The sequence below is a fragment of the Arthrobacter humicola genome, assembly GCF_022803015.1.
Lineage (GTDB): Bacteria > Actinomycetota > Actinomycetes > Actinomycetales > Micrococcaceae > Arthrobacter > Arthrobacter humicola_A.
In genome coordinates, this window is sequence record NZ_JAFKON010000006.1 from 191,502 (window position 1) to 217,921 (window position 26,420).

At 65.7% G+C, this 26,420-nt stretch carries 20 protein-coding genes and 1 tRNA gene; 7 read left to right on the forward strand and 14 right to left on the reverse strand.

The window, feature by feature from the left end:
• Positions 1-266: 266 nt before the first annotated feature.
• Complete coding sequence (locus ARTB_RS13720) at positions 267-4,166, reverse strand: DNA-directed RNA polymerase subunit beta' (RefSeq protein WP_028275120.1); 3,900 nt, start codon at positions 4,164-4,166, stop codon at positions 267-269.
• 105 nt (positions 4,167-4,271) lie between these two features.
• The gene (gene rpoB / locus ARTB_RS13725; protein WP_028275121.1) at positions 4,272-7,787 is read right to left on the reverse strand and encodes a DNA-directed RNA polymerase subunit beta; all 3,516 of its coding nucleotides are present in this window, start codon (positions 7,785-7,787) and stop codon (positions 4,272-4,274) included.
• 464 nt (positions 7,788-8,251) lie between these two features.
• Between rpoB and ARTB_RS13730 the strand changes: the two genes are divergently transcribed.
• Together ARTB_RS13730 and ARTB_RS13735 are read left to right on the forward strand one after the other, a co-directional pair.
• Positions 8,252-9,451: an acetyl-CoA C-acetyltransferase gene (locus ARTB_RS13730; RefSeq protein WP_243181088.1), complete on the forward strand. Its 1,200-nt coding sequence runs from the start codon at positions 8,252-8,254 to the stop codon at positions 9,449-9,451.
• 90 nt (positions 9,452-9,541) lie between these two features.
• Positions 9,542-10,027 carry an aminoacyl-tRNA deacylase gene (locus tag ARTB_RS13735; RefSeq protein ID WP_243181089.1) on the forward strand — a complete coding sequence of 162 codons (486 nt, stop codon included), beginning with the start codon at positions 9,542-9,544 and terminating at the stop codon, positions 10,025-10,027.
• Positions 10,028-10,121: 94 nt separating this feature from the next.
• Here the strand turns inward: ARTB_RS13735 and ARTB_RS13740 are convergent, their stop codons facing one another.
• The 10 genes from ARTB_RS13740 to ARTB_RS13785 form a co-directional block, all read right to left on the reverse strand.
• Entirely contained in the window at positions 10,122-11,972 is a 1,851-nt protein-coding gene (locus ARTB_RS13740) for a bifunctional metallophosphatase/5'-nucleotidase (RefSeq protein ID WP_243181090.1), read from the reverse strand.
• A 241-nt stretch (positions 11,973-12,213) separates the two neighbouring features.
• Positions 12,214-12,585 (reverse strand): 50S ribosomal protein L7/L12, encoded by a 372-nt coding sequence (gene rplL / locus ARTB_RS13745; RefSeq protein WP_028276543.1) that lies wholly within the window; start codon positions 12,583-12,585, stop codon positions 12,214-12,216.
• A 77-nt stretch (positions 12,586-12,662) separates the two neighbouring features.
• Positions 12,663-13,256, reverse strand: a complete 594-nt coding sequence (gene rplJ / locus ARTB_RS13750; protein ID WP_028276542.1) for a 50S ribosomal protein L10 — start codon at positions 13,254-13,256, stop codon at positions 12,663-12,665.
• 362 nt (positions 13,257-13,618) lie between these two features.
• Complete coding sequence (locus ARTB_RS13755) at positions 13,619-14,728, reverse strand: GNAT family N-acetyltransferase (RefSeq protein WP_028276541.1); 1,110 nt, start codon at positions 14,726-14,728, stop codon at positions 13,619-13,621.
• 167 nt (positions 14,729-14,895) lie between these two features.
• A complete protein-coding gene (locus tag ARTB_RS13760; protein WP_243181091.1) occupies positions 14,896-16,035 on the reverse strand; it encodes a GNAT family N-acetyltransferase in 1,140 nt (379 codons plus the stop codon).
• 172 nt (positions 16,036-16,207) lie between these two features.
• Entirely contained in the window at positions 16,208-16,915 is a 708-nt protein-coding gene (rplA, locus tag ARTB_RS13765; protein WP_091251962.1) for a 50S ribosomal protein L1, read from the reverse strand.
• A 184-nt stretch (positions 16,916-17,099) separates the two neighbouring features.
• Positions 17,100-17,531 (reverse strand): 50S ribosomal protein L11, encoded by a 432-nt coding sequence (rplK, locus tag ARTB_RS13770; protein ID WP_018773647.1) that lies wholly within the window; start codon positions 17,529-17,531, stop codon positions 17,100-17,102.
• A gap of 129 nt (positions 17,532-17,660) precedes the next feature.
• Positions 17,661-18,509 (reverse strand): transcription termination/antitermination protein NusG, encoded by an 849-nt coding sequence (gene nusG, locus ARTB_RS13775; protein ID WP_243181092.1) that lies wholly within the window; start codon positions 18,507-18,509, stop codon positions 17,661-17,663.
• 113 nt (positions 18,510-18,622) lie between these two features.
• Positions 18,623-18,907, reverse strand: a complete 285-nt coding sequence (gene secE, locus ARTB_RS13780) for a preprotein translocase subunit SecE (RefSeq protein WP_026266472.1) — start codon at positions 18,905-18,907, stop codon at positions 18,623-18,625.
• A gap of 79 nt (positions 18,908-18,986) precedes the next feature.
• A tRNA-Trp gene (locus ARTB_RS13785) sits at positions 18,987-19,059 on the reverse strand.
• A 277-nt stretch (positions 19,060-19,336) separates the two neighbouring features.
• Between ARTB_RS13785 and ARTB_RS13790 the strand changes: the two genes are divergently transcribed.
• Positions 19,337-20,554, forward strand: a complete 1,218-nt coding sequence (locus tag ARTB_RS13790) for a pyridoxal phosphate-dependent aminotransferase (protein WP_243181093.1) — start codon at positions 19,337-19,339, stop codon at positions 20,552-20,554.
• A 235-nt stretch (positions 20,555-20,789) separates the two neighbouring features.
• On the opposite strand, the gene ARTB_RS13795 is transcribed toward ARTB_RS13790, so the two are convergent.
• On the reverse strand, positions 20,790-21,422 hold the full coding sequence (locus ARTB_RS13795) for a LuxR C-terminal-related transcriptional regulator (protein ID WP_243181155.1): 633 nt from the start codon (positions 21,420-21,422) through the stop codon (positions 20,790-20,792).
• 65 nt (positions 21,423-21,487) lie between these two features.
• Positions 21,488-22,870 (reverse strand): ATP-binding protein, encoded by a 1,383-nt coding sequence (locus tag ARTB_RS13800; protein ID WP_243181094.1) that lies wholly within the window; start codon positions 22,868-22,870, stop codon positions 21,488-21,490.
• A 124-nt stretch (positions 22,871-22,994) separates the two neighbouring features.
• Between ARTB_RS13800 and ARTB_RS13805 the strand changes: the two genes are divergently transcribed.
• From ARTB_RS13805 to ARTB_RS13820, 4 genes are all read left to right on the forward strand, one after another.
• On the forward strand, positions 22,995-24,614 hold the full coding sequence (locus tag ARTB_RS13805; protein ID WP_243181095.1) for a PspC domain-containing protein: 1,620 nt from the start codon (positions 22,995-22,997) through the stop codon (positions 24,612-24,614).
• Between the two features lies 1 nt (position 24,615).
• Positions 24,616-24,879, forward strand: a complete 264-nt coding sequence (locus ARTB_RS13810; RefSeq protein ID WP_028276533.1) for a hypothetical protein — start codon at positions 24,616-24,618, stop codon at positions 24,877-24,879.
• A gap of 3 nt (positions 24,880-24,882) precedes the next feature.
• Positions 24,883-25,137 carry a PspC domain-containing protein gene (locus tag ARTB_RS13815; RefSeq protein WP_243181096.1) on the forward strand — a complete coding sequence of 85 codons (255 nt, stop codon included), beginning with the start codon at positions 24,883-24,885 and terminating at the stop codon, positions 25,135-25,137.
• Positions 25,138-25,366: 229 nt separating this feature from the next.
• Positions 25,367-26,392: a 6-phosphofructokinase gene (locus ARTB_RS13820; RefSeq protein ID WP_018773638.1), complete on the forward strand. Its 1,026-nt coding sequence runs from the start codon at positions 25,367-25,369 to the stop codon at positions 26,390-26,392.
• Positions 26,393-26,420 lie beyond the last annotated feature (28 nt).

Sequence of the window (26,420 nt, forward strand, 5' to 3'; positions counted from 1 at the left end):
GTCCAAGGACTTTCGACCCGAACTGCCCCTAGGCATGCGAAAATGTGGCATACGTTGCACAAGAACCCTGCAAACCGGAAACGTCGTCCTGGTTGAATCTTTCAGCTGCAAGCTGTCTGACTCAAACCGGCGCACTCATCCACTGCCACAATAACAATTAGTCTCAAGTCTAACACGGACGGGTCCCAGCCCTTAATCGGCGGGGCTTACCACTGGAAAGGCCCCGCCCCCACCGAGGTGGGAACGGGGCCTGTCAGTCACTCAGCTCAGCGGAAGTCGCTGCCGAGATCGTAGTCATCCAGCGGGATGGCGTGGAACTCGGGAGCTCCGTCGCCGCCCAGCGAGTCGTAGGAGAAGTCACTGAATGCGCTGGGGCCGGTGAACAGGTTGGCCTTTGCTTCTTCAGTGGGTTCCACGGTGACCTCGGTGTAGCGCGGGAGACCCGTGCCGGCCGGGATGAGCTTACCGATGATGACGTTTTCCTTGAGGCCGAGCAGCGGATCGCTCTTGCCTTCCATGGCCGCCTGCGTCAGGACGCGGGTGGTCTCCTGGAAGGAAGCTGCGGACAGCCAGGACTCGGTCGCCAGGGACGCCTTGGTGATGCCCATGAGCTCGGGACGGCCGGATGCCGGCGTCTTGCCCTCGGACACAACGCGGCGGTTGGCCTCTTCGAAACGGCTGCGTTCGGCGAGCTCGCCGGGCAGCAGATCCGATTCGCCGGACTCGATGACCGTGACGCGGCGCAGCATCTGGCGGACGATAACCTCGACGTGCTTGTCGTGGATACCGATGCCCTGGCTGCGGTACACGCCCTGGACTTCGTCCACCAGGAACTTCTGCGCGGCACGGGGACCCATGATGCGCAGCACCTGCTTGGGGTCGACCGGGCCGTTGATGAGCTTCTGGCCGACGCTGACGTGATCGCCGTCTTCGATGAGAAGACGTGAACGGCGCAGCACCGGGTAAGCGATCTCTTCAGATCCGTCATCCGGGGTGATGACCAGGCGCATCTGGCGCTCGGACTCTTCGATGGTGATGCGGCCGGCTGCTTCAGCAATCGGTGCGACACCCTTCGGAGTACGGGCTTCGAAGAGCTCCTGGATACGGGGCAGACCCTGGGTGATGTCGTCGCCACCGCTGGCGGAAACAGCACCACCGGTGTGGAACGTACGCATGGTCAGCTGGGTACCCGGCTCACCGATGGACTGCGCGGCAATAATGCCCACGGCCTCACCGATGTCGACGGTCTTGCCAGTGGCCAGCGAACGGCCGTAGCACAGGGCGCAGGTGCCGACGCTGGACTCACAGGTGAGTACGGAGCGGACCTTGACCTCGGTGATGCCGGCTGCGAACAGTTCGGCAATGACGACGTCGCCGCAGTCGGTGCCGGCAGCTGCCAGGACCTTGCCCTTGGAGTCGACGACGTCGACTGCCAGGGTGCGGGCGTAGGCGCTGTTCTCGACGTTCTCGTCCAGGACGAGGACGCCGTTGGCGTCGGCCACCGCGATGGCCGTCATCAGGCCGCGCTCGGTACCGCAGTCCTCTTCGCGGACGATGACGTCCTGCGACACGTCCACCAGACGACGGGTCAGGTAACCCGAGTTGGCGGTACGCAGGGCGGTGTCAGCCAGACCCTTACGGGCACCGTGCGTGGCGATGAAGTATTCCAGCACCGAGAGGCCCTCGCGGTAGGAGGACTTGATCGGACGCGGGATGATTTCACCCTTAGGGTTGGCCACCAGGCCACGGATACCCGCGATCTGACGGACCTGCATCCAGTTACCACGTGCGCCCGAGGACACCATGCGGTTGATCGTGTTCATCGGGGACAGGCTGTCACGCATCGCCTGGGCGATCTCGTTCGTTGCCTTGTTCCAGATCTCGATCAGTTCCTGGCGACGCTCGTCGTCGTCGATCAGGCCCTTGTCGTACTGGCCCTGGATCTTGGCGGCCATGGTCTCGTAACCGGCGAGGATCCGCGGCTTGTCCGTGGGCACCTCGATGTCGGAGATGGCAACGGTCACGCCGGAGCGGGTGGCCCAGTAGAAACCGGCATCCTTCAGGTTGTCCAGCGTTGCCGCCGTGATCACCTTCGGGTAGCGCTCGGCGAGGTCGTTGACGATCGTGGACAGCTCGCCCTTGTCGGCAACGTTCTCAACCCACGGGTAGTCCGCGGGCAGCGTCTGGTTGAAGATGACCTGGCCGAGGGAGGTCTCGACCAGTGTGGTCTGACCGGGCTCCCAGCCCTCCGGGGCTTCCCAGCCGGCGTAGGGCACGAAGCCCTCGAGCCGGATCTTGACCTTGGAGTTCAGGTGCAGCTCGTGAAGGTCGTAGGCCATGATGGCTTCCGCGACCGAGGAGAAGATCCGGCCTTCGCCAGCTGAACCGACACGCTTGGTGGTCAGGTGGTAGAGACCGATGATCATATCCTGCGACGGCAGGGTCACCGGGCGGCCGTCAGACGGCTTCAGGATGTTGTTCGAGGAGAGCATCAGGATGCGGGCCTCGGCCTGGGCTTCGGGGCTCAGCGGCAGGTGGACTGCCATCTGGTCGCCGTCGAAGTCGGCGTTGAACGCGCCACAAACCAGCGGGTGCAGCTGGATTGCCTTGCCTTCAACAAGCTGCGGCTCGAACGCCTGGATGCCGAGACGGTGCAGGGTAGGTGCACGGTTCAGCAGCACGGGGTGCTCGGTGATGATCTCTTCGAGGACGTCCCAGACCTGCGGACGGTAACGCTCCACCATGCGCTTGGCCGACTTGATGTTCTGGGCGTGGTTGAGGTCCACCAGGCGCTTCATCACGAACGGCTTGAAGAGCTCCAGGGCCATCTGCTTGGGCAGACCACACTGGTGCAGCTTCAGCTGCGGGCCGACGACGATGACCGAACGGCCGGAGTAGTCGACGCGCTTGCCGAGGAGGTTCTGGCGGAAACGGCCCTGCTTGCCCTTGAGCATGTCGCTCAGGGACTTCAGCGGACGGTTGCCCGGTCCGGTGACCGGACGGCCGCGGCGGCCGTTGTCGAAGAGGCTGTCAACAGCTTCCTGAAGCATGCGCTTCTCGTTGTTGACGATGATCTCCGGAGCACCGAGGTCAAGCAGGCGCTTGAGGCGGTTGTTGCGGTTGATCACGCGGCGGTAGAGGTCGTTGAGGTCGGAGGTCGCGAAGCGGCCACCGTCCAGCTGGACCATCGGGCGCAGTTCCGGCGGGATCACCGGGACGGCGTCCAGCACCATGCCGAGCGGGCTGTTGTTGGTCGTCAGGAACGCGTTGACCACCTTGAGCCGCTTCAGGGCGCGGGTCTTGCGCTGGCCCTTGCCGTTGGCGATGATGTCGCGCAGCATGTCCGACTCGGCCTGCATGTCGAAGTTCTCAAGGCGCTTCTTGATGGCCTCGGCACCCATGGAGCCTTCGAAGTACATGCCGTAGCGGTCGCGCAGTTCGCGGTACAGGCCTTCGTCACCTTCCAGGTCTGCGACCTTGAGGTTCTTGAAGCGGTCCCAGACCTGCTCGAGGCGCTCGATTTCGGCGTCGGCACGCTTGCGGACGTTCGCCATCTGGCGGTCAGCGGAGTCGCGGGCCTTCTTCTTGTCGGCAGCCTTCGCGCCTTCGCCTTCGAGACGGGCAAGCTCGTTCTCAAGGTCGCGGGCGATCGTGGCGATGTCCGAGTCGCGGTTGTCGATCAGCTGCTTCTTCTCGATGTCGTGCTCAACCTGGAGGTTGGGCAGTTCTTCGTGGCGGCTGTCGGCGTCGACGCTCGTGATCATGTAGGCGGCGAAGTAGATGACCTTTTCGAGGTCCTTCGGTGCCAGGTCAAGGAGGTAGCCCAGGCGGGAGGGAACGCCCTTGAAGTACCAGATGTGCGTGACCGGGGCGGCGAGCTCGATGTGGCCCATGCGCTCACGGCGGACCTTGGCGCGGGTGACCTCAACGCCACACCGCTCGCAGATGATGCCCTTGAAGCGCACGCGCTTGTACTTGCCGCAGTAGCATTCCCAGTCGCGGGACGGGCCGAAGATCTTCTCGCAGAAGAGGCCGTCCTTCTCGGGCTTGAGCGTGCGGTAGTTGATGGTTTCCGGCTTCTTAACCTCGCCGTACGACCAGCCACGGATGTCTTCCGCGGTGGCGAGGCCGATCTGCATGAGGCCGAAGGAGGATTCGCTGGACATATGGTCCCTGTTCTCTCTTGTTCTCTAAATTCTGAAGTCTTGGGTTACGGGAAGAGGGAGGTGGCTTACGACGGCGAGTGCGAACCCGCCGTCGTAAACCCCCTGCTAAACCTCTTCTACGGAACTGGGCTCTGCACGAGACAGATCGATGCCCAGTTCTTCCGCAGCCGTGAAGACTGCGTCATCAGAGTCACGCATTTCAATTGTGGTTCCGTCCGTGGAAAGCACTTCCACGTTCAGGCACAGCGACTGCATTTCCTTGATCAAGACCTTGAAGGACTCAGGAACGCCCGGCTCGGGGATGTTCTCGCCCTTGACGATGGCTTCGTAGACCTTCACACGACCGTGGATATCATCCGACTTGATCGTCAGCAGTTCCTGGAGCGTGTACGCGGCGCCGTAAGCCTCGAGCGCCCACACTTCCATTTCACCGAAGCGCTGGCCACCGAACTGTGCCTTACCACCCAGCGGCTGCTGCGTGATCATGGAGTACGGGCCGGTGGAGCGGGCGTGGATCTTGTCGTCCACCAGGTGGTGGAGCTTCAGGATGTACATGTAGCCGACCGAGATCGGATCCGGGAACGGCTCGCCGGAGCGGCCGTCGAACAGACGGGTCTTGCCGGAGGAGTTGATCAGGCGGTCGCCGTCGCGGGTGACGTTGGTGGAATCGAGCAGCCCCGTGATTTCCTCTTCACGCGCACCGTCGAAGACCGGCGTCGCCACAGTGGTCTGGCCACTCTCGCGCGGCAGGTTCGGCAGCTGCTTGACCCACTCGGGCTCGCCCTCGATCTTCCAGCCGGTCTTGGCAACCCAGCCGAGGTGCGTTTCCAGCACCTGGCCGACGTTCATGCGGCCCGGAACACCCAGCGGGTTCAGGACGATATCAACGGGGGTGCCGTCGGCAAGGAAGGGCATGTCCTCGATCGGAAGGATCTTGGAGATAACACCCTTGTTGCCGTGGCGGCCGGCGAGCTTGTCGCCGTCGGTGATCTTGCGCTTGGCAGCGACGTAGACGCGCACCAGCTGGTTGACGCCCGGGGGCAGCTCGTCGTCGTTGTCGCGGTCGAAGACGCGGACACCGATCACGGTGCCGGACTCGCCGTGCGGCACCTTCAGGGAGGTGTCGCGCACTTCGCGGGACTTCTCACCGAAGATGGCGCGCAGCAGGCGCTCTTCCGGGGTCAGCTCGGTCTCGCCCTTGGGGGTGACCTTACCAACCAGGATGTCGCCGGCCTCAACCTCGGCACCGATGTGGATGATGCCGCGCTCGTCCAGGCCTGCCAGGACTTCCTCAGACACGTTCGGGATGTCACGGGTGATTTCCTCGGCACCAAGCTTGGTGTCGCGGGCATCGATCTCGTGCTCCTCGATGTGGATCGAGGACAGGACATCCTCGGCCACGATGCGCTGGGACAGGATGATGGCATCCTCGAAGTTGTGGCCTTCCCATGACATGAATGCCACGAGCAGGTTCTTACCGAGGGCGAGCTCGCCCTGGTCCGTTGCCGGGCCGTCAGCGATGATGCCGCCGACCTCCAGGCGCTGGCCTTCGCTTACCAGGACACGGTGGTTGTAGCAGTTGCCCTGGTTGGAACGGGCGAACTTGTTGATGCGGTAGTTGGTTTCCGTACCGTCGTCGTTGAGCATGATGACCAGCTCAGCGGAGACCTCGGTAACCACACCGGCCTTCTTGGCGATGACAACGTCGCCGGCGTCGACGGCTGCGGCGCGCTCCATGCCGGTACCGACGAACGGTGCCTCGGAACGGACCAGCGGCACGGCCTGGCGCTGCATGTTGGCACCCATGAGTGCACGGTTGGCATCGTCATGCTCGAGGAACGGGATCAGGGCGGTAGCCACGGACACCATCTGGCGCGGGGAAACGTCCATGAACTCGACGTCGGCGGCGGGAACCAGCACAGGCTCGCCTCCACCACCGCGGGCACGGACCAGGACGGTCTCTTCCGCGAAACGCTTGTTCTCGTCGAGCGGTGCGTTGGCCTGTGCGATCAGGACCTCGGCTTCGTCGTCGGCCGTGAGGTACTTGACCTCATCGGAGACGACACCCTCGGCGACAAGGCGGTACGGGGTTTCGATGAAACCGAACGGGTTGATGCGTCCGTAGGAAGCCAGCGAACCGATCAGACCAATGTTCGGGCCTTCAGGAGTTTCGATGGGGCACATACGTCCGTAGTGGGACGGGTGCACGTCACGAACTTCCATGCCGGCACGGTCACGGGACAGACCACCCGGGCCAAGCGCGGACAGGCGGCGCTTGTGGGTCAGACCCGAGAGCGGGTTGTTCTGGTCCATGAACTGGGACAGCTGGGAAGTTCCGAAGAACTCCTTGATGGCTGCCACGACGGGACGGATGTTGATCAGGGTCTGCGGCGTGATGGCCTCGACGTCCTGGGTCGTCATGCGTTCGCGGACGACGCGCTCCATGCGGGACAGGCCGGTGCGGACCTGGTTCTCGATGAGCTCGCCGACGGCGCGGATGCGGCGGTTGCCGAAGTGGTCGATGTCATCGATCTCGACGCGGAGCTCGTGGTCCTGGCCGTCGCGCTTGCCCATGAGGGTCTTCTCACCGGCGTGCAGCGCAACCAGGAACTTGATCATGGCCACGATGTCTTCAACGTGCAGGACCGAAGCTTCCTTGTCGCCAAGGGAGCGGTCGATGCCAAGCTTGCGGTTGATCTTGTAACGGCCGACCTTGGCCAGATCGTAGCGCTTGGAGTTGAAGTACAGGTTGTCCAGCAGGGACTGGGCAGCCTCAACCGTGGGCGGCTCGCCCGGTCGCAGCTTCCGGTAGATGTCCAGCAACGCGTCTTCGCGGGTCTCGGTGGCGTCCTTCTCCAGCGTGGCGCGCATGGAGTCGTACTGGCCGAATTCCTCGAGGATCTGGCCTTCGGTCCAGCCGAGGGCCTTCAGCAGCACGGTGACGGACTGCTTGCGCTTGCGGTCAAGACGGACGCCGACCTGGTCGCGCTTGTCGATTTCAAGCTCGAACCAGGCGCCGCGGGAGGGGATGATCTTCGCGGTGAAGATGTCCTTGTCGCTGGTCTTGTCGGCGGTGCGCTCAAAGTAGGCGCCCGGCGAGCGGACCAGCTGGGAGACGACGACACGCTCGGTGCCGTTGACGACGAAGGTGCCCTTCTCGGTCATCAGCGGGAAGTCACCCATGAACACGGTCTGCTGCTTGATTTCGCCCGTGTTGTTGTTCATGAACTCGGCCTTGACGTACAGCGGAGCCGAGTACGTTGCGTCCCGGTCCTTGCACTCAGCCATGGTGTATTTGGGGTCAGCGAACTCCGGCTCGGAGAAGCTCAGGGACATGGTGCCCTGGAAGTCTTCGATCGGGGAGATCTCTTCGAAGATGTCGGACAGACCCGAGGAGGTGGCGACGCTGAGGTCGCCTTCTTCGACGGCCTTCGCAACGCGCGCCTGCCAGCGTTCGTTCCCGACCAGCCAGTCAAAGCTGTCGGTTTGCAGGGCGAGCAGATTCGGAACATCAAGGGGTTCGTGAATCTTTGCGAATGAGAGCCGGCGGGTTGCACCGTCGGTGCTGTCGGCATTGATAGCGGTAGCGTTGTTTACATTAGAGGTGCTCGAGGCGACCAAGAGGGATCCTTCCACAGACCTTCAGGCGTTGTCAGATCTCCCCCGTTATGCACTCTGCAGAATGACTCCGCAGCGCTACCAGTCCGGTTCCGCTATATGACCCGGGACCCGCGCTGTCCATAGCTGGTGCACGTGGTAGACGGCACATTGATGGAACAGCTGTCAGGCTAAGCCCACCGCTATATGAAGGCTGAAGGTAAACAGGGAAGACGCAAATATCTACGATACGGCAAAGCAACCTACTTGTCTACCCCACTTCCGGCGGGATTGCAAGCACGAAGTTTGGCGGAATTTTCCCTGACTCCTGGCGGAGCCATTCGCAAGCTGCCCCGGGCAGCGCCCGGGGTGAGCGGGTCAGCGGCCGGGACCGTGGCCCGGACCGGGCCGGATCGGGGGCCGAATGGATAGGTGACGGGGCTCACGATAACGTAGACATAAGTCGAAGTAGATCGGAAGAAAACACCATGAGCAATCCTGCAGACAACAACGATGTTGTCATTCTCGCCGCAGCCCGCACCCCCCAGGGGCGCCTGAACGGGCAGCTGGCCAGCTTCACCGCCGTCGAGCTCGGCACCCACGCCATCCGCGCGGCCCTGGCCGCGAGCGGCGTCAAGGCCGACCAGGTGGACAGCGTGATCATCGGCCAGGTCCTGCAGGCCGGAGCGGGCCAGAACCCTGCGCGCCAGAGCGCCATCGGCGCCGGCATCGGCTGGAACGTGCCGACGGTGACCATCAACAAGGTCTGCCTCTCGGGCCTCACCGCCGTGATCGACGCCGCCCGGATGATCCGCAGCGGGGACGCCACGGTGGTGGTCGCCGGCGGCCAGGAGTCCATGACCCGCGCACCTCACGTGCTGCCCGGTTCCCGGCAGGGCTGGGCGTACGGCACGGTCCAGGCCCTGGACGTGGCCGCGCACGACGGCCTGACCGACGCCTTCGACGGACAGTCCATGGGACTGTCGACCGAGAGCAAGAACCTGACCCTCGGCATTGACCGGGCCTCCCAGGACGAGGTGGCGGCCCAGTCGCACCAGCGTGCCGCCCGGGCCGCGAAGGACGGCGTCTTCGACGGCGAGATCGCCCCGATGAGCGTCAAGCAGCGCAAGGGCGATCCGATCGCCGTCACCTCCGACGAGGGCATCCGGCCCGACACGACCGTCGAATCGCTGGCCGGTCTGCGCGCGGCGTTCGTCACGGACGGAACCATCACCGCCGGCAACTCCTCTCCCCTGTCCGACGGCGCTGCCGCCCTGGTGCTGAGCAGCCGGAAGTTCGCCGAGGACAACGGTCTCGAGTACCTGGCGGTGGTCGGCAAGCCGGGCCAGGTCGCGGGGCCGGACAACTCGCTGCATTCCCAGCCGTCGAACGCCATCAAGAACGCCCTGGACAAAGCCGGCTGGTCCGCCGCGGACCTCGACTTCATCGAAATCAACGAGGCTTTCGGTTCTGTCGCGGTGCAGTCCCTGAAGGATCTCAACTATCCGCTGGAGCAGTGCAACATCCACGGCGGGGCCATCGCCCTGGGCCACCCGATCGGGGCCTCGGGGGCCCGGCTGGCCCTGCACGCGGCCCACGAACTCAAGCGCCGGGGTGCCGGTAAGGCGGCCGTGTCCCTGTGCGGCGGCGGCGGCCAGGGCGAAGCGCTGCTGCTGTACCGCGACTAAATCCGGTAACCGGCGGGCGGGGCGGGCCCGGACCACTGGGCGGCCGGGCGGACCGGGCGCCGCCGACAGGAGTCAGGAAGGTTTGACGCGATGCCAGAGCAGAAAACAACCAGCGGCCGCGAACGGTTCCTCGCCGACGCCGCGGCGCGGGGGCTGGACGTGGAGATCGTCGAACGCCTCGCCGCCCGCAGCCTTGAGGAGGCGGCCGGTATCCTCGGGATCCGGCCCGCGGATATCGTGAAGTCGCTCGTGGTCAAGCACAAGGACGGCACTTTCCTGTTCGCACTGGTCCCCGGCGACCGGCAGATTTCCTGGCCCAAGCTGCGGGCGCTGCTGGGCGTCAACAAGCTCTCGCTGCCGGCGGCGGATACGGCTTTCGAGGCCACCGGGTACGAGCGCGGGACCATCACGCCGCTCGGCAGCATCCGCCCCTGGCCCGTCTACGCCGACCAGACCATCACGGGCCGTCGGATCTCCATGGGCGCCGGCGAACATGGCTACAGCGCGTTCGTGGACGCGGATGCCCTGACGGCGGCGCTGGGCGCCGTCGTCGCCGACATCACTGAGCCCAACTAGCCCGCCCGGGTTAACAGCAACGCGGGGTCACTTCCGTCCATCCCGACCGCCGGGATGGGCGCAAAGTGACCCCGCGTTGTTGTTGGAGTTGGGGTTAGGCGGTGACCGTCAGTGGCGTCCCGTTGACGGTGAGCCGCCAGTTGGCCTGGCTGAACACGGCGACGTCCAGGGTGCCGCGGTCCACGACATAGTCGATGATGCGCTGCCGGATCTCCTGCTGGCTGTTCGAGAGCACCGGCGCGTTCTTCACGGCCGGGAAGTTGCCTCCGCCGCTCTGCCGGTAGTTGTTGATGGCCAAAGCAAATTCCTGCTCGGGCGCCAGCGGCTGGCCGCCGTAGCTGAGCTTGGCGATCCGGTCCCCCGCCGGCCGGGCGAGGTCGATCTCATAGTTCAGCGGCGCGTCCAGTCCGTAGACGACGTCGTAGTTGTAGTCGGGCGTGCCGTTCGGGGCCGTAGCCGTCACAGCGTTGGTGACGTCCTGGGCCCTGGCCGTGGTGGCGGTCACCGGTTTGAAGTACTGGGCGGACCACTCCAGGTATGCCTTGACCTGCGCGCCGGTGACCTTGATGGCGAGCAGCGTGTTGTCGAAGATGTACAGTCCTGCGACATCGCGGATGGTCAGCGGCCCGGCCTTGACGTCCACAGCACGGGAGAACGCCGCCGCAATGGACAATACGGGCAGCCCTGCCGCGGGAGTGTTGGCCAGCTCGGCCTTGACTGTGCTGGCCTGGACGTAATTAATGGCGTCGATCGCGGCGGAGTCCTCCCAGCAGGCGTTGGCCGTGCTGAGCGGCGCCGTGGAAGTTCCGATGACCTCGTTGACGTAGTTCACCGTGGCCTCGTGCCCGGCCTGAACGGCCCGGACGACGGCGGGATCGGGGTCGACGGTCCTGGCGTCCAAAAGGAGCGAATGCGCCGCGGTGACGGTCCACTGCCCTTTTTCCTTGACGAGTTCGAGGTCCATGACGGAGACGCGCATGCCCCACTTGAGCGGCTCGGTCAGCAGCACCTGCTTGCCCGTGGCCTTGTTCGTGACGAAGCGCTCGGGGATCTCCAGGTGGGCGTGCCCGACGAGGATGGCGTCGATGCCCGGGACTTCCTCTGCCAGCTGGGTGGACGCGTTCTCGGGAAAGGGCAGGGCGTCACCGTAGGAGGACCCTGGAGTCGCCCCCGAATGGCTCGTGACGATCACGACGTCGGCCCCGGCCGCTTTCACCTGCGGGACGACGGTTCTGGCCTCTTCTACGATGCCGTTGAAATCGAGCTTGCCCTGGACGTTGTCCCGGTCCCAGAGTGCGCAGCCCGGCGTCACCAGGCCGACGAGGCCGACCGTCAGCCAGCCGCTGTCCGTCTTGATCCGCTTCAGGACGTAGGGGGTGAAGGCTCGCCCGCCCGACACGGCGTCGTGCACATTGGCGCCCAACAGCGGGAAGTCCAGCTGCCGCTCCCAGGTGCGCAGAAGTCCAATGCCGTAGTTGAACTCGTGGTTGCCCAGCCCCACGGCGTCGTAGCCGATCGCGTTCATGGCCAGCGCCATGGGGTGTTTCACGGCTGCCGAGATGGGGTTGATCTTGGCGAAGTAGTAGGCCAGGGGCGTGCCCTGGATGGTGTCGCCGGCGTCGATGGTCAGGGTGCTGGCCGCACCGCGCTCGGCACGCATGGCGTTGATCAGGGTCGCGGCCTGGGCAATCCCGATCTTGTTCCCGGCGGCGTCGGCATAGGGGACGTTCTTGAAGTAGTCCCAGTTGAAGACGTTGTTGTGCAGATCCGTGGTGCCGAGCACCGTCAGGGTGAACTGATTCTTGGCAGTTGCCCTGCCACTGGCTTCGCCGGGGACGGCCCGCGCCGCCGGGGCTCCGGCCAGCGCGGCGGCGGCCGCGCCGCCGCCCACGAGGGCTGCCGCGAGCATGGCGCGGCGGGAGGGGGAAGTGTTCGGGTCCGTCATTGTGGGTGAACTCCTGAGCGTTGGGGGCCGGTGGGCACAAATCCAAAGTCTAGGGTCGCGCCATCAAGTGCGACAGGGGTATCAGAAAAACTTTGCCGAATCCTTCGGTATCGTTCACCGGCGCCGGCTTCCGGCCCGGGCGTTTCGGGTTTCCGGTCCGGGAACACAGGAAACCCCGCCCACTGAGTGGACGGGGTTTCCTTTGAGCAGTGCGGACCGCGATTGATCCGGACGGCGGGTATTACTTGAGGGTAACGCGGGCGCCAGCTTCTTCGAGCTGAGCCTTTGCCTTCTCGGCAGCTTCCTTGGTGGCGCCTTCGAGAACAGCCTTGGGAGCGCTGTCAACCAGGTCCTTGGCTTCCTTGAGGCCCAGGGAGGTGATGGCGCGAACTTCCTTGATCACTGCGATCTTCTTGTCGCCAGCAGCTTCGAGGATGACGTCGAAGTCAGTCTTCTCTTCAGCTTCTTCTGCAGCAGCGGCGGGGCCTGCAACGGCAACAGCAGCAGCAGTAACTTCGAAGGTCTCTTCGAAGAGCTTGACGAACTCGGAGAGCTCGATGATGGTCAGTTCCTTGAAAGCTTCAATGAGCTCTTCGTTGGTGAGCTTCGCCATGGTGTGGCGTCCTTCCTATAATGGTGCGCGGCGGCCCTGAGGCTCGCTGTGACACCGGAGTCTTATGGAGAAGAGGACTAGTTCTCTTCGGGGGCTGCGGCTTCGGCCGGTGCTTCGGCCTCGGCTGCTGCATCTGCTGCGGGAGCTTCTTCAGCGGCGGGTGCTTCGGCTGCTGCCGGGGCACCGTTCTCTTCTTCAAGCTTGAGGCGCAGTGCGTCGATGATGCGTACAGCAGCGGCAGCAGGAGCCTTGAGGATCCCTGCAACCTTGGCGAGCTGCAGCTCACGGGACTCGAGTGCTGCCAGGGCAGCAACTTCGCTGGCGTTCAGTGCCTTGCCCTCGAAGTAACCGGTCTTGATGACCAGCTGCTTGTTGGCCTTGGCAAAATCCGTCAGGCTCTTGGCAGCTGCAACTGCGTCACCCTTGATGAACGCGATTGCAGTGGGGCCGGCGAGCTGACCGTCGAATGCTTCGACACCAGCTTCCTTGGCTGCAATGGCGGTCAGGGTGTTCTTGACGACCGAGAACTTGGTTTCCTGGCCGAGAGAGACACGCAGCTGCTTGAGCTGTGCAACGGTGAGCCCGCGGTATTCGGTCAGGACAGCGGCGTTCGATTCCTTGAAATCGTTAGTGATCTCAGCTACTGCTGAAACCTTGCTAGGCGTTGCCATAACCCTCCTTCCGGGGATAGTGCCGGTATGTCCGGGTCCCCGCTCAAAAGAGCTAAAACTAAAAAACGCCCCGCGCAGATGCACGGGGCTTGTCTCGACGCGGTCCATGACCGCGGAGCTTTGCTTCGTTCACCTGCGCCGGCCGCCCTATGTTCAGGGTCCTTCGTCCGGAAATCCACTGCGCTCTCCCGGCGCGACTGCAGAAGTGAGCCTTGCTTGGGAGAGTGGATTTCCAACAACCGACGGTCTTTGGTCCTCCAAGCTTACGGGACACGGCGCGCGTGTTCCAAATCGGGCCCGGCGGGCAGGGGCAGCGCAGGACTTCAGCGAAAGACTTTAGCGCCCGACGTCGGCCCGGGACCTCAGCTGACAGCCGGTCCGAAGTTGGGGAGTTCTTTTTGCCAGAGACCCGTCACTCCCGCCGTCGTGAAGCCGAGCTGCTGGTTGACCTTCAGCAGGTAGCGGTTCTCCGGAGCGTTCCACGTGTACAGGACCCGGGCGTCCGGGAACTGTTCGCTGAGCCGTTCCATATTGGCGACCTTGATCAGCAGCCCGAGCTTGTTGCCGCGGTGTTCCTGCAGCACCACCGTGTCGTCCTGGAAGACGACGTCCGGGCGCAGGGCCAGGACACTGATGGTGGTCAGGCCCACGAGCGTTCCGCTGGCGATGTGCTCGACGGCGGTGACCACCGTCCGGCGGCCCTGGGCTATGGTGACTTCCTCCGCTTCCCGGAGGATGCCGCCGTCGAACACCATTTCCTGGGCATCCGGCCCCGGCACTTCGTCCTCGCCTGCCTGGTTTTCCAGCGCGGCGACGGCCTCGAGCCACTGGTCAGGACACCGGTCCGTCCAGTGGTGCAGACGGTAGCGGCCGGCATTGGCTTCCTCGGCCTCGGCCTCGAGGTCGGCGACGAGCTTGGTGTCCAGCGGCAACGCACAGGAGCTGAACTGCTCTATGTGCTGCAGGGTGTAGCCGGTATGGCGGGCAAATTCCACGTCACGGCTGCCCAACGGGACGAACCCGACGCCGCTGCCGGGCACGAGCTGTTCGGCCTCCGGGTCCGTCAGGGTTGATCCCGGGTGGTTGGTGTCGATCAGGATCGTGTGTCGGCCCTCGTCCCGGGCGAAATGTTCGGCGGCCGCCAGCAGCTGCCTCCCCACGCCCTGGCGCCGGAATTCCGGCAGGATGTCGAGCGTGAATTCGGCGAGATCGAGGTTGTCCACGAGCGGCAGGGCGATGTCCGCCGTCCCGACAATCACGCCGTCGATCTTGGCGACGAGGATCACCTGACGTTCGTAGGGGTCCGCCATCTCAAGCAGCTTTTCCTGCGGCGCGTAGGCGAGGTCGTCGGTGCCCCAGGTCTGCATCCGGACCCTGCGCCCCACCTCGATCGCGGCGAGAAAGTCGGCGGCATCGGGCGCGTCAAGGGAATCGGGGATCCACAGCTGCTCAATCCGTACATCGTTTGCCATAGAGGGCATCTTCCCAGCCGTTGTGCCACCCACCATCGGTACGGCCCGGCTCAAACCGGGCTTTCAACCGCCAGCATATGCTGGTTTGGGCCGCTGTTCCATTGGTGACGCCGGGCAGTTTCCGCTCCAGCCGGCGCCCTGCAGCTTCTGCCCCAGCCGGCGCCCGGTCAGTTCCGGATCTCACTGCCGGTGGCTGCGCCCGCGGCGGCAGCGGTCCGCTGCCACTCGCCGTCGTAGCCCGCCGGCTTGAAGCCCAGCGCGATGTTGATGCCGAGCATGTGGTCGTTTTCGGCGGCGTTGTATGTCAGGACGCGCCGGACCGCGGGGTACGACTCCCGCAGCAGGCGCAGGTTGCGGATCTTGATGAGCATGCCAAGCCGGTGGCCGCGGTGGCCCACCGCGACGAGGGTGTCGTCCTGGTTGGCCAGCCATGGCTTGTCGGCTGTTGTCTGCAGGACGGTATAGGCGGCCAGTTCGCCGCTGGCCCGGTGCTGTGCCGCCACCACGAGGGCGGACTGGCCGGCGCGCCGCCAGGTGTCCTCGACGTGGCGGACGCGGGCGACGTCCCAGATTTCCGCCTCGTAGCTCAGCGCTCCGGAGGGGGCGTCGGTGCTCATGCGGGACATGAGCACCGCGAGCTGGGCGGCATGTTCCTCCGGGCAGGAGTCGGTCCAGTGCAGCAGTTCATAGTCCCCCGCGCGGGCCAGGGCGTCCCGTTCCAGGGCGTCGAGGTCCGCGGCGGTCGGGACGTCGAGCGAACTGAACCGTTCGACCTGCTCCAGGCGGTAGCCGGCTTTTCCGGCGAAACGGACACCCGGCGCGCCGGCGGGCAGCGCTCCGGTCCCCGTGGCGGGCTTGATGAGGTTGGTGCCATCGACGTCGAAATCGGCCGGGTGCTCCGTGAAGGTCTGCAGGATGGGCCGCCCGTCGGCGGCGGCCAGCGCCTCGGCGTGCACCAGCAGTGCCCGGCCGATCCCCCGCCCGGCGAAGGCATCCAGGACGCCCACGTGCAGCAGTGCACTGCCCAGATTCTCCTGCAGTTCACAGCGGACCCAGGAGTTGGCCGCCATGCGCCCGTCGACGCGGACGAAGAAGAGCCGCAGCCGGGTGTACGCCGTGTCCCGCCAGTACTGCAGGCGGGCCGCCGCGGACGATGCCCGGTCCAGGTTGCCCCAGGTCTGCAGGATGAGCTCATCGCAGAGTTCCATGAATTCGAGGAACTCCGCCGTGTCAGCGGCATCGGTGTCAGCGGCATCAAGGCTGGCGGGCAGGGAGAGTTCCTCGATGAGGTACGACGGCGTAGTCACCGGGACAGCCTAACCGGCAAGTCCGGCGGCACCAAGGGTCCCGGATGCCAAGCTTTGCGCACGCCACGGGTCCCGGCGCAGGACGGCAAAAGGCCGCCCCGCAGTTGCGGGACGGCCTTTGGCTGGAACCGGCGACGTCAGCGACGCCGCAGTTCCGTGGATCCGGTGAGGACTAGACCTCGGTCAGGACCTTGGTGACGTTGGGGTCAACCGAGATGCCCGGGCCGAACGTGGTCGCCACGGTGGCCTTCTGGATGTAGCGGCCCTTGGAAGCGGACGGCTTGAGGCGGAGGACCTCTTCCAGTGCGGCTGCGTAGTTCTCGGCCAGCTTGATGGCGTCGAACGAAACCTTGCCGATGATGAAGTGCAGGTTTGAGTGCTTGTCGACGCGGAAGTCGATCTTGCCGCCCTTGATGTCGTTGACGGCCTTGGCGACGTCAGCGGTCACGGTGCCGGTCTTCGGGTTCGGCATCAGGTTACGCGGACCCAGGACCTTACCGAGGCGGCCAACCTTGCCCATGAGGTCAGGGGTGGCGACGGCGGCATCGAAGTCGGTCCAGCCGGCGGCGATCTTTTCGATCAGGTCATCGGAACCAACGAAGTCGGCGCCGGCCGCGATTGCAGCCTCAGCCTTGTCGCCCGTTGCGAAGACGAGGACGCGGGCGACCTTACCGGTGCCGTGCGGCAGGTTGACGGTGCCGCGGACCATCTGGTCGGCCTTACGCGGGTCAACGCCGAGGCGGAAAGCGACCTCAACGGTGGCGTCGAACTTGGACGGGTTGGTGTCCTTGGCGAGCGTCACTGCCTCGAACGGCGCGTAGAACTTCTCCGCGTCGATCTTGGCCGCGGCTGCCTCATATGCTTTGCTGCGCTTTGCCATGCTGCTTATTTCTCCTTGTGCAGTTGTGGTCTGCGGACCGCGCTGGGCCCTGCCACAGGCGGCATTCCGGCTGGTGTATCCGTTCCGGAATTCCGCTGTTCATTGTTTAGGTGGTGCCGGCTGGCCGGCGGTGCTGACGGCGTCGTGACCGGTTTCCCGATCCCGGCGCATCAGCGGTGGGGAATTAACCCTCGACGGTGATACCCATGGAGCGGGCGGTGCCGGCGATGATCTTCGCTGCGCCTTCGAGGCTGGTGGCGTTGAGGTCTTCCATCTTGGTGGTGGCGATCTCGTTGACCTGGGCCTGGGTCAGCTTGGCAACCTTGACGGTGTGCGGGGTAGCCGAACCCTTGGCGACGCCTGCAGCCTTTTTGATGAGCTCTGCAGCCGGCGGGGTCTTGGTGATGAACGTGAAGGAACGGTCCTCGTAGACCGTGATTTCCACGGGGATAACGTTGCCGCGCTGGGCTTCCGTCGCAGCGTTGTACGCCTTGCAGAATTCCATGATGTTGACACCGTGCTGGCCGAGCGCAGGACCGATCGGCGGGGCCGGGTTAGCGGCACCTGCCTGGATCTGCAGCTTGATGAGGCCGGTGACCTTCTTCTTGGGAGCCAATGTAGGTCCTTCTCTCAAATACGTCCTGGGGCACAGGAGCGTGCCTCAGGTTGGTGGCCGCCATGGCAAGGCGGCCGGCCGCTCCGTGGCTGCTAAGCGGGCAGCCCGGGGCGAATTCTTAGGGAACAGCTAGATCTTGCTGACCTGGTTGAACGCCAGGGTGACCGGAGTCTCGCGCTCGAAGATGGACACCAGCACCACGAGGGTCTGGGAATCGATCTTGATCTCGGAGATCGTGGCGGGGAGGGTCTCGAACGGGCCTTCCTTGACGATGACCGACTCGCCAACCTCGAAGTCGACGTCGACCTGTGCGGCGGCGTGCTTGACCGGCTTTCCCTTCTCGGCCTGCTCTTCTTCGAAGACCGGCGCGAGCATGGAGAAGACCTCATCGAGGCGGAGCGGGACCGGGTTGTGGGCGTTGCCCACGAAGCCGGTGACACCGGGGGTGTGGCGGACGGCGCCCCAGGAAGCGTCGGTCAGGTCCATGCGGACCAGGACATAACCGGGGATGCGGACACGGTTGATGACCTTGCGCTGGGCGTTCTTGATCTCAACGACTTCCTCCATCGGAACCTGGATTTCGAAGATGTAATCTTCCATGTCCAGGGTCTGGATGCGGGTCTCAAGGTTGGCCTTGACGCGGTTCTCGTAGCCTGCGTAGGAGTGAATGACGTACCAGTCACCCTCCTGGCGGCGCAGCTTGGCTTTGAACTCGTCCGCGGGGTCGACGTCGGCCTTGGCGGCCGCCGCTGCCAGCGCGTCGGCGTCAGCCTCATCAGTGTCGGTGTCAGCCTCATCAGCGTCGGCTGCATCAGCGTCGGCGTCGTCTGCCGCTTCTTCTTCCGTGGCTACGGCCTCGTCAGTGACGTCGGATTCGGGCGCAGCAGACACAGCCTCGGACTCTTCCGCGGCTTCCACCGCGGCGTCCTGGCTCTTATCCAGCTCAGTCTCAGTTACCTCGAGCTCCTGCTCAGACACTTGGTCTCCTGCTTCCTCATTGCCTAACATGCCTATTTAAATGACTCAATTCCGCACACCCCGCGGAATCTCCGGTTTCCCGGGGCATCCACGCAGTCTGCGGACCGGTCGCCTTAGCTGTCCGTGGGGGCGCTGCCGCCGAAGACCCAGCTGACCGCGGTCCCAAAGGCCAGGTCCAGCAAGGTGACGATCACCATCATGATGGTCACGAACACCAGTACCACGAGCGTGTAGTTGATCAGTTCTTTACGGGTCGGTGCGACGACCTTCTTCAGTTCGCCAATGACCTGGCGGATGAAGATCGCGATACGAGCGAAGAAGCCGGGCTTGGCGGCATTCTTGGCGGGGCGGCCTTTGGAGCTGCTGGCAGCTGTTTCGGTCACCTGGTCCTCACTCATCCTCGCAATGATCGGATACCCGGCTCTGAACTGAACCATGGTTGCTGCGCTGGTTCCGGATAATCCGGAACAGCATGCGCAGGGCAGACAGGACTCGAACCTGCAACCTGCGGTTTTGGAGACCGCTGCGCTACCAATTGCGCCACTACCCTTCGGGGAGAAAAACCGCTCCGGCCGATGCGTCCCACAGGCTTCCCTGAGGCGCAGGCCATCATCGTGTTTTCAACACCGGAGAACCAGTCTACGCAACAACTGCGCCTACGTCGAACCGGCCCTCTTCCGGACCCCTGCGTGCCTGCGAAAACCAACTGACAGCCGTCAGTCACATTCGGGTTCAGGCACCCCGGGGGATCCGCTGAACAGCATAGAGTAGATTTCGTCGAATCCCATATCCAGCCTTCCAGCTGCAAGCGAAGAACGGACCCGCCCATGTCTGCTGCCCGCATTTCCCAGCGCATTTCCGCCATAGCCGAATCCGCCACTCTGGCCGTCGATGCCAAGGCGAAGGCGCTGAAGGCAGCCGGCCGTCCGGTCATTGGCTTCGGTGCCGGGGAACCCGACTTCCCGACCCCCGGCTACATTGTGCAGGCCGCCATCGAGGCCGCCAGCCAACCGAAATACCACCGCTACTCCCCCGCCGGCGGGCTCCCCGAACTGAAGCAGGCCATCGCGGACAAGACCTTCCGGGATTCGGGCTACCAGGCGGCGGCGTCCCAGGTGCTGGTGACCAACGGCGGCAAGCAGGCCGTCTACAACACCTTCGCCACCCTGCTGGATCCGGGCGACGAGGTCATTGTTCCGACCCCGTTTTGGACCACGTACCCGGAGGCCATCCGGCTGGCCGGCGGCGTGCCGGTGGAGGTCTTCGCTGGCCCGGAGCAGGGCTACCTGGTCACCGTGGACCAGCTGGAAGCGTCCCTTACCGAGCGCACCAAGATCCTGCTCTTCGTCTCCCCTTCCAACCCCACCGGCGCCGTGTACTCGCCGGAGCAGGTCAAGGAGATCGGCCAGTGGGCAGCGTCCAAGGGCCTGTGGGTTGTCACCGACGAGATCTACGAACACCTGACCTACGACGGCGTGCCGTTCACCTCAATCGCCACCGCGGTGCCCGAGCTCGGCGACAAGGTGGTCATCCTCAACGGCGTCGCCAAGACCTATGCCATGACCGGCTGGCGCGTGGGCTGGATGATCGGGCCCGCGGACGTCATCAAGGCCGCCACCAACCTGCAGTCGCACGCGACGTCGAACGTCTCCAACATCCCCCAGGTCGCCGCCCTCGCTGCTGTGTCCGGGCCGCTGACCGCCGTCGATGAGATGAAGGTGGCATTCGACCGCCGCCGCAAGGCGATCGTCGCAGGTCTGAACGCGATTGACGGCGTTGACTGCCCGACGCCGAAGGGCGCGTTCTACGTGTACGCGGACGTCCGCGCGCTGCTGGGCAAGGAGTTCCCGTCTGCGAACGGCCCGGTGCGGCCGGCCACCTCCGCCGAACTCGCGGCGCTGATCCTGGACGAGGTCGAGGTGGCTGTGGTTCCCGGCGAGGCGTTCGGCCCGTCCGGCTACCTGCGCCTGTCCTACGCACTCGGCGACGACGACCTGGCCACGGGCGTCGCCCGCCTGCAGGACTTCCTCGGCAAGGCGAAGTAGTAACCTACCAAACGCTCCCGCAGGTCCTGCACCATTCCTACTGACGCTCCCGCAGGTCCTGCAGCATACATTCCCGACGCTCCCGCAGAACGGACGAGCGCCCGCCGCATTACCGCACCACCTGCGGAAGCGTCGGGCCTAAAAGCGCCTGAAGTGCGGGAGCGCCCTGGTTTTAGGCGCCGGACGTGCGGGAGCGTCCGGGTTTTAGGCGCCGGACTTGCGGGAGCGTTTGTCGTTAAAGGAGGCGGCGCTCGGCGGCCCAGCGGGTCAGCTCGTGGCGGCTGGAGAGCTGGAGTTTGCGCAGCACGGCCGAGACGTGGGTTTCAACGGTCTTGATCGAGATGAACAGTCCTTTGGCCACCTCCTTGTAGCTGTAGCCGCGGGCGATAAGGCGCATCACTTCGAGTTCCCGCGCCGAGAGCTTGTCGAGCTCGTCGTCGGCGATGTCCGCGGGGGCCGTGCCGAACGCGTCCAGGACGAAGCCCGCCAGCCGGGGTGAGAAGACGGCGTCGCCGCCGGCCACGCGGCGGACGGCGCCGCTGATCTCCGCGCCGGAGATGGTCTTGGTGACATAGCCGCGCGCGCCGGCCCGGATCACGGACACCACATCTTCTGCCGCGTCGGAGACGCTCAGCGCCAGGAACCGCGTGGTGCCCAGCAGGGGCGCCGAGCCGGCCAGGACCTCGCGTCCGCCGCCACCCCGGCCGCCGGGAAGATGGACGTCAAGGAGCACGACGTCGGGGCGCTGGACTGCGATGACGGCGATTGCCTCCTCCACCGTTCCGGCCTCCCCCGCGACGACGATGTCCGGGTCCAGGTCCGCCTTCAACCCGGAGCGGAAGATGGCGTGGTCGTCCACGATCACCACTCGAATCGGGGCGGGGCTTCCTTGCACAGGGTTTCGTTGCACAGGGTTTCCTGACGTTGGGCTGGTCACGGTTTGGCCTCTCCGTTGGCGTTGTTGGCGGCGGCCGCGGCAGTTCCGGCAGAGGCGGCGGCGATGGGCAGCCGGAGCCGCACTTCGGTGCCGTCCGGGCTGCTGGTGATCGCGGCGGTGCCGCCGTGGCGGTTCATCCGGCCGATGATCGATTCCCTGACGCCGAGCCGGTCCGGGGGAACGGAATCCGGATCGAAGCCCGGGCCCCGGTCCTTGACGAAAACTTCCGCGGCGGCGTCGGTGACTTCCAGGTACACGGACACGGCGCCGCCGCCGTGCCGGGCGGCGTTCAGCATGGCCTCTCGGGATGCCTGGACGAGGGCCTCGTGGCGTTGGGTCATGGCGCAGTCCCCCACGCTGACCACCTCGACGGCGTTTCCCAGGGCGTCCTCGACCTCGGCTGCGGCGGCCTTGATGCCGTCGGACAGCTGGCCGGATTCCTTGTCGGAGTCCCGGTACAGCCAGCCACGCAGCTCGCGCTCCTGCGCGCGGGCCAGCCTGATGACATCGTGCTCGTTGGCGGCCCGGCGTTGGATCAGGGCGAGGGTCTGCAGCACGGAGTCATGGAGGTGGGCGGCGATCTCGGCACGCTCGGTGGCGCGGACCCGCCCCGCGCGCTCGGTTTCCAGGTCGCGCCAGAACTTCAGCCCCCATGGCAGGAGCACCAGGGCCACGCCGCCGAGCACGGCCACCGAGGCCAGGAGGGCGAGCCAGGTCTGTTCCCAGGACCCCGAGCCGGACACCATGACCAGCACCCCGGCCACGACGAGGGCGAGCCCGGCCGCGAGGCGGGCCCAGCCGCCGGCCTGGTCCGCTTTGGTCTTGTCCACGAGCCCCGCCCGGCGGGTCTCGTCCAGTTGCATCCAGGCGATCGCGGCACCGCCCAGGATCGCAGCGACCGGGATCAGGGTTCCCAGCGGCACGTCAACCCCAACGAGCCGGGCGATCAGGATCCCGGCGGCCAGCAACAGGCCCGCGCCCAGCAGGATCTCCTTGCCGAAGGGCATGCCGGAGACTTTGGACCGCCAGGACCCCGGCGCCGCCTTCGTTGGCGTTCCACTGGTTCCGGGAGCTCCCGGCATGCCGGGGGCGTCGGACAGGTCTGCGACGCCCGGGGTGTCCGGGAAGCTCACTGCCGGAGCGATGGGCGACGCCGGGCGGCGGGCGGTGCGCCGGGCGTTTTCATCCGCCGTGGGGACCATGATCCAAAGCCAGGCGTAGAAGGCCACCCCGGCCCCGCCGGCGAGCGCGGCCACTGCCATGCCGATCCTGACCATGCGCACCGGCCAGCCCAGGTGGTTGGCGAGGCCCGCGCACACGCCGGCAATCACGCGGTCGCTGCTGCGGACCAGCGGCGGGCGGGCGGGCGCGGTTGTCATGCCTCAATCCAAGCACGGATCGGGGTTTCCCGGACGCGTTTGAGGGCCCAACCGGGGGCCACTCAGGGACCGTTCAGGGTGTTCCCCAGTAGAGGCCGGCATCGGGAACGGGAAGGATCGAAGTATGAACCCGCACACTCCGCACCCCGATGAAGGCCCGGCCTCCGCAGACCGGCCGGCCACGGATCTATCCCGCCCCGAACTTCCAGAATCGGACCTTCCAGAACCGGAACGTACCGAACCCGAACGCCCCGCCGCAGACCTTCCGCACACGGAACGTTCCGTCCCCGAACTTCCAGGCACGGGCCAGCCCGCTCCGGCCTTCTCCGGGCCGGGCGGCGCGCCGCCGGAGCCGCCGCGGCTTTACCCGCCCGGCGATCCGAATGGGCCGTTGCCCGGCCGGCAAACCCAGAATTTCTTCGACTGGATCCGCAGCCAGGGCATTTACCGCGGACGCGACCGCTGGATCGGCGGCGTGGCCAGCGGCATAGCCCACCGGCTCGGCGTCGACCCGCTGATTATCCGCGGCGTCCTGATCGTCCTGACCGTCTTCGCCGGAATTGGCGTTCTCGCCTACGGCCTGGCCTGGGCCTTGCTGCCCGAACCCGACGGCCGCATTCACGTCCAGGAGGCCGCCGCAGGGCGGTGGACGGCCGGCATGACCGGCGCGCTCATCACCTCGGTCATCGGTTTCCCCAGCCTGGGCACCGGGGTCTGGGGCTGGGACCGCTTCGGCTTTGGCGCCTTCGTCTGGACCGTCTTCTGGGTGGGCGGGGCCATCTACCTCGTCTACTACCTGACCCAACGCAACAAGATCCGGGACGGGGCCACTGCCATGCCGTCGCATTACGACTCCGGCAGCCCGACCGGCGCCGCGGCTTTTGCGGCTAGCCCCCGCACCGCCGCCGGGCCGCCATCGGCAGGCAGCTTCCCGCAGGGCAGCGGCCGGACATATGGCGACCCGGCTGACAGCTCTCGAGTCACCGGCACCGGCCCGGACTGGGGTCCGCCCCCGCCGTCGGGACCCATTGCGTCCGGCCCCGTACCGCCCGGCCCTGTTCCCCCAGACGGCTACGGACCGGGGTCCGGCGCCACACCGCCCGCACCGGCCGCGCGCAACCTTGGCCCGGGCGCTCCGGCGGTCGCCATCACCGTCGGCTCCGCCCTCCTGGTGGGCGGGAGCATCAAGGCCCTCGACGCAGCCAACGTGATCGATCTCGGCGATGCCGGCAACGCGCTGGTCTGGGCCTTCGGCGCGGCCATCCTGGGCCTCGGGATCCTGTTTGCAGGGCTGCGGGGCCGGACCTCCGGGATCCTGGGCTTCTTCTCAGTCGTGGCCCTGCTGATCGGCGCCATTTTCAGCGTGGTCCCCCACGGGGACCGGTTCCGCTTCCAGAACGCCGACTGGGCTCCGGCGAGCATTCAGCAGGCCCAAGGCGGCTTCGAGATCACCGGCGGCGCCGGAACCGTGGACCTGACCAAGCTGGCGCTGAATCCGCCCCTGGGCTCCGATGTCGTAGTTCCGATCGACGCGACGGCCAGCAACCTCACAGTCGTCATCCCCGCCACCGTTCCGGTGCACGTCCAGGCGGACATGACCATGGGCAACCTCCACGACGGCAACCAGGACCGCGGCGGCATGACGACGCAGCAAAGCGACTACAACACCGCAAAACCGGGCGCCCGGCTGGTCCTGGAGATCTCCGGCACCGTCAGCAACGTGACCATCAAGGAAGGCAACTGACATGAGCAGCTATGACGACTCGCCGCTGGCCGACGCCGGGCACGACCCCGAAGCGGGTTCGCCCGCCCGGGTGGGCACAGTGGTCTGGGGACTGACAGTGGTGGCATTGGCCGCACTGATCATCATTTCCCGGCTCGGCCTCGTGGCCCTCAACGGCACCTATGTGCTGATCGGCCTGATGATCGGGGCAGGGGGCGCCCTGGTCGTGGGCGGCCTGGTCTCGGCGCGCAGGCGTGACAATAAGTCAACTACAGGGAAGTCTTGAGCCATGGATAAATTCTTCGACACCATCCGGGGCCTCGGCCTGAAACGTGGTCCGCAGCGCTGGGTTGGCGGCGTTTGCGGCGGGGTTGCCGCCAAACTGAACGTTGATGTGGCCTATGTCCGGATCGCCTACCTGCTCCTGAGCCTGCTCCCTGGCCCGGCGTTCGTGGTCTACGTCGCGGCCTGGCTCCTCCTCCCGGACCAGCGCAACGCAATCGTCCTCCAAAGCTTCCTCTCGAAGCGTTCCTCCCGGCCCTGACATCCGTCACCGGCCGTCCAATCACAGGCCGGCCACTCACAGGCCGGGCCGGCCCGGCGGCAACCTTCCCCGGTAGCTGCCCCGCACCACGAAAAGGTGCCCCCGCCATCATGGCGGGGGCACCTTTTGTAACCGTTTGTGTCCTGCCCCACACCCGCCACTAGACTCTAGGGTGAGCTCAGCGTGGCGCTCTGCCTGTACCCCTTCAAACCAGGATTTGAGCCAAGACATGAAAATTGGAATCCTCACCAGCGGCGGAGACTGCCCCGGCCTGAACGCCGTCATCCGTGGCGCCGTCCTCAAAGGAATCGCGGTCCACGGCCAGCAGTTCGTAGGATTCAAGGATGGCTGGCGCGGCGTTGTCGAGGGCGACATCGTGGAAATTCCCCGCACCATGGTCCGCGGCATCGCCAAGCAGGGCGGCACCATCCTGGGCACGTCCCGAACCAACCCGTTTGAGAACGGCGGCGGTCCCGAGGTCATCAAAGCCAACATGGACCGGCTCGGGATCGACGCCATCATCGCCATCGGCGGCGAAGGCACCCTGGCCGCCGCAAAGCGGCTCACCGACGCCGGCCTCAAAATCGTGGGCGTGCCCAAGACGGTCGACAACGACCTGGACGCCACGGACTACACCTTCGGCTTCGACACGGCCGTGGAAATCGCCACCGAGGCAATCGACCGGCTGCGCACCACCGGAGAGTCCCACCACCGCTGCATGATTGCCGAAGTCATGGGACGGCATGTGGGCTGGATCGCCTTGCACGCCGGAATGGCCTCGGGCGCCCACGCCATCCTGATCCCGGAACAGAAGGCCTCCATGGAACAGATCGCCGAGTGGGTCGTCTCCGCCCACGACCGTGGCCGCGCCCCGCTGCTCGTCGTCGCCGAGGGGTTTGTGCCCGAAGGCCAGGAGTCCCCGCATTCGGAGCGCGGCCTCGACACCTTTGGCCGGCCCCGCCTCGGCGGCATCGCCGAAATGCTTGCCCCCGAACTGGAGGCCCGCACCGGCATCGAGACCCGTGCGACGGTCCTTGGCCACATCCAGCGCGGTGGCGTCCCGACGGCGTTCGACCGGGTCCTGGCCACCCGCCTGGGCATGGCCGCCATCGATTCGGTAGTGGAAAAGCGCTGGGGCACCATGGTGTCGCTGCACGGCACGGATATTGTGCATGTCGGTTTCGACGCCGCACTCGGCAACCTCAAGTCCGTACCGCAGAGCCGCTACGACGAGGCCGCAGTCCTCTTCGGCTAAGCGGGACAACACCGGCGGGGTCCGGCTC

What these genes read in the sequence shown, in the direction of transcription:
- rplL (WP_028276543.1), bottom strand. Translation starts at nt 12,585, where the DNA reads ATGGCGAAGCTCACCAACGAAGAGCTCATTGAAGCTTTCAAGGAACTG.
- ARTB_RS13720 (WP_028275120.1), bottom strand. Translation starts at nt 4,166, where the DNA reads ATGTCCAGCGAATCCTCCTTCGGCCTCATGCAGATCGGCCTCGCCACC.
- ARTB_RS13820 (WP_018773638.1), top strand. Translation starts at nt 25,367, where the DNA reads ATGAAAATTGGAATCCTCACCAGCGGCGGAGACTGCCCCGGCCTGAAC.
- ARTB_RS13730 (WP_243181088.1), top strand. Translation starts at nt 8,252, where the DNA reads ATGAGCAATCCTGCAGACAACAACGATGTTGTCATTCTCGCCGCAGCC.
- ARTB_RS13800 (WP_243181094.1), bottom strand. Translation starts at nt 22,870, where the DNA reads ATGACAACCGCGCCCGCCCGCCCGCCGCTGGTCCGCAGCAGCGACCGC.
- ARTB_RS13790 (WP_243181093.1), top strand. Translation starts at nt 19,337, where the DNA reads ATGTCTGCTGCCCGCATTTCCCAGCGCATTTCCGCCATAGCCGAATCC.
- rplJ (WP_028276542.1), bottom strand. Translation starts at nt 13,256, where the DNA reads ATGGCAACGCCTAGCAAGGTTTCAGCAGTAGCTGAGATCACTAACGAT.
- ARTB_RS13735 (WP_243181089.1), top strand. Translation starts at nt 9,542, where the DNA reads ATGCCAGAGCAGAAAACAACCAGCGGCCGCGAACGGTTCCTCGCCGAC.
- ARTB_RS13755 (WP_028276541.1), bottom strand. Translation starts at nt 14,728, where the DNA reads ATGGCAAACGATGTACGGATTGAGCAGCTGTGGATCCCCGATTCCCTT.
- rplA (WP_091251962.1), bottom strand. Translation starts at nt 16,915, where the DNA reads ATGGCAAAGCGCAGCAAAGCATATGAGGCAGCCGCGGCCAAGATCGAC.
- ARTB_RS13805 (WP_243181095.1), top strand. Translation starts at nt 22,995, where the DNA reads ATGAACCCGCACACTCCGCACCCCGATGAAGGCCCGGCCTCCGCAGAC.
- ARTB_RS13810 (WP_028276533.1), top strand. Translation starts at nt 24,616, where the DNA reads ATGAGCAGCTATGACGACTCGCCGCTGGCCGACGCCGGGCACGACCCC.
- ARTB_RS13815 (WP_243181096.1), top strand. Translation starts at nt 24,883, where the DNA reads ATGGATAAATTCTTCGACACCATCCGGGGCCTCGGCCTGAAACGTGGT.
- ARTB_RS13740 (WP_243181090.1), bottom strand. Translation starts at nt 11,972, where the DNA reads ATGACGGACCCGAACACTTCCCCCTCCCGCCGCGCCATGCTCGCGGCA.
- secE (WP_026266472.1), bottom strand. Translation starts at nt 18,907, where the DNA reads ATGAGTGAGGACCAGGTGACCGAAACAGCTGCCAGCAGCTCCAAAGGC.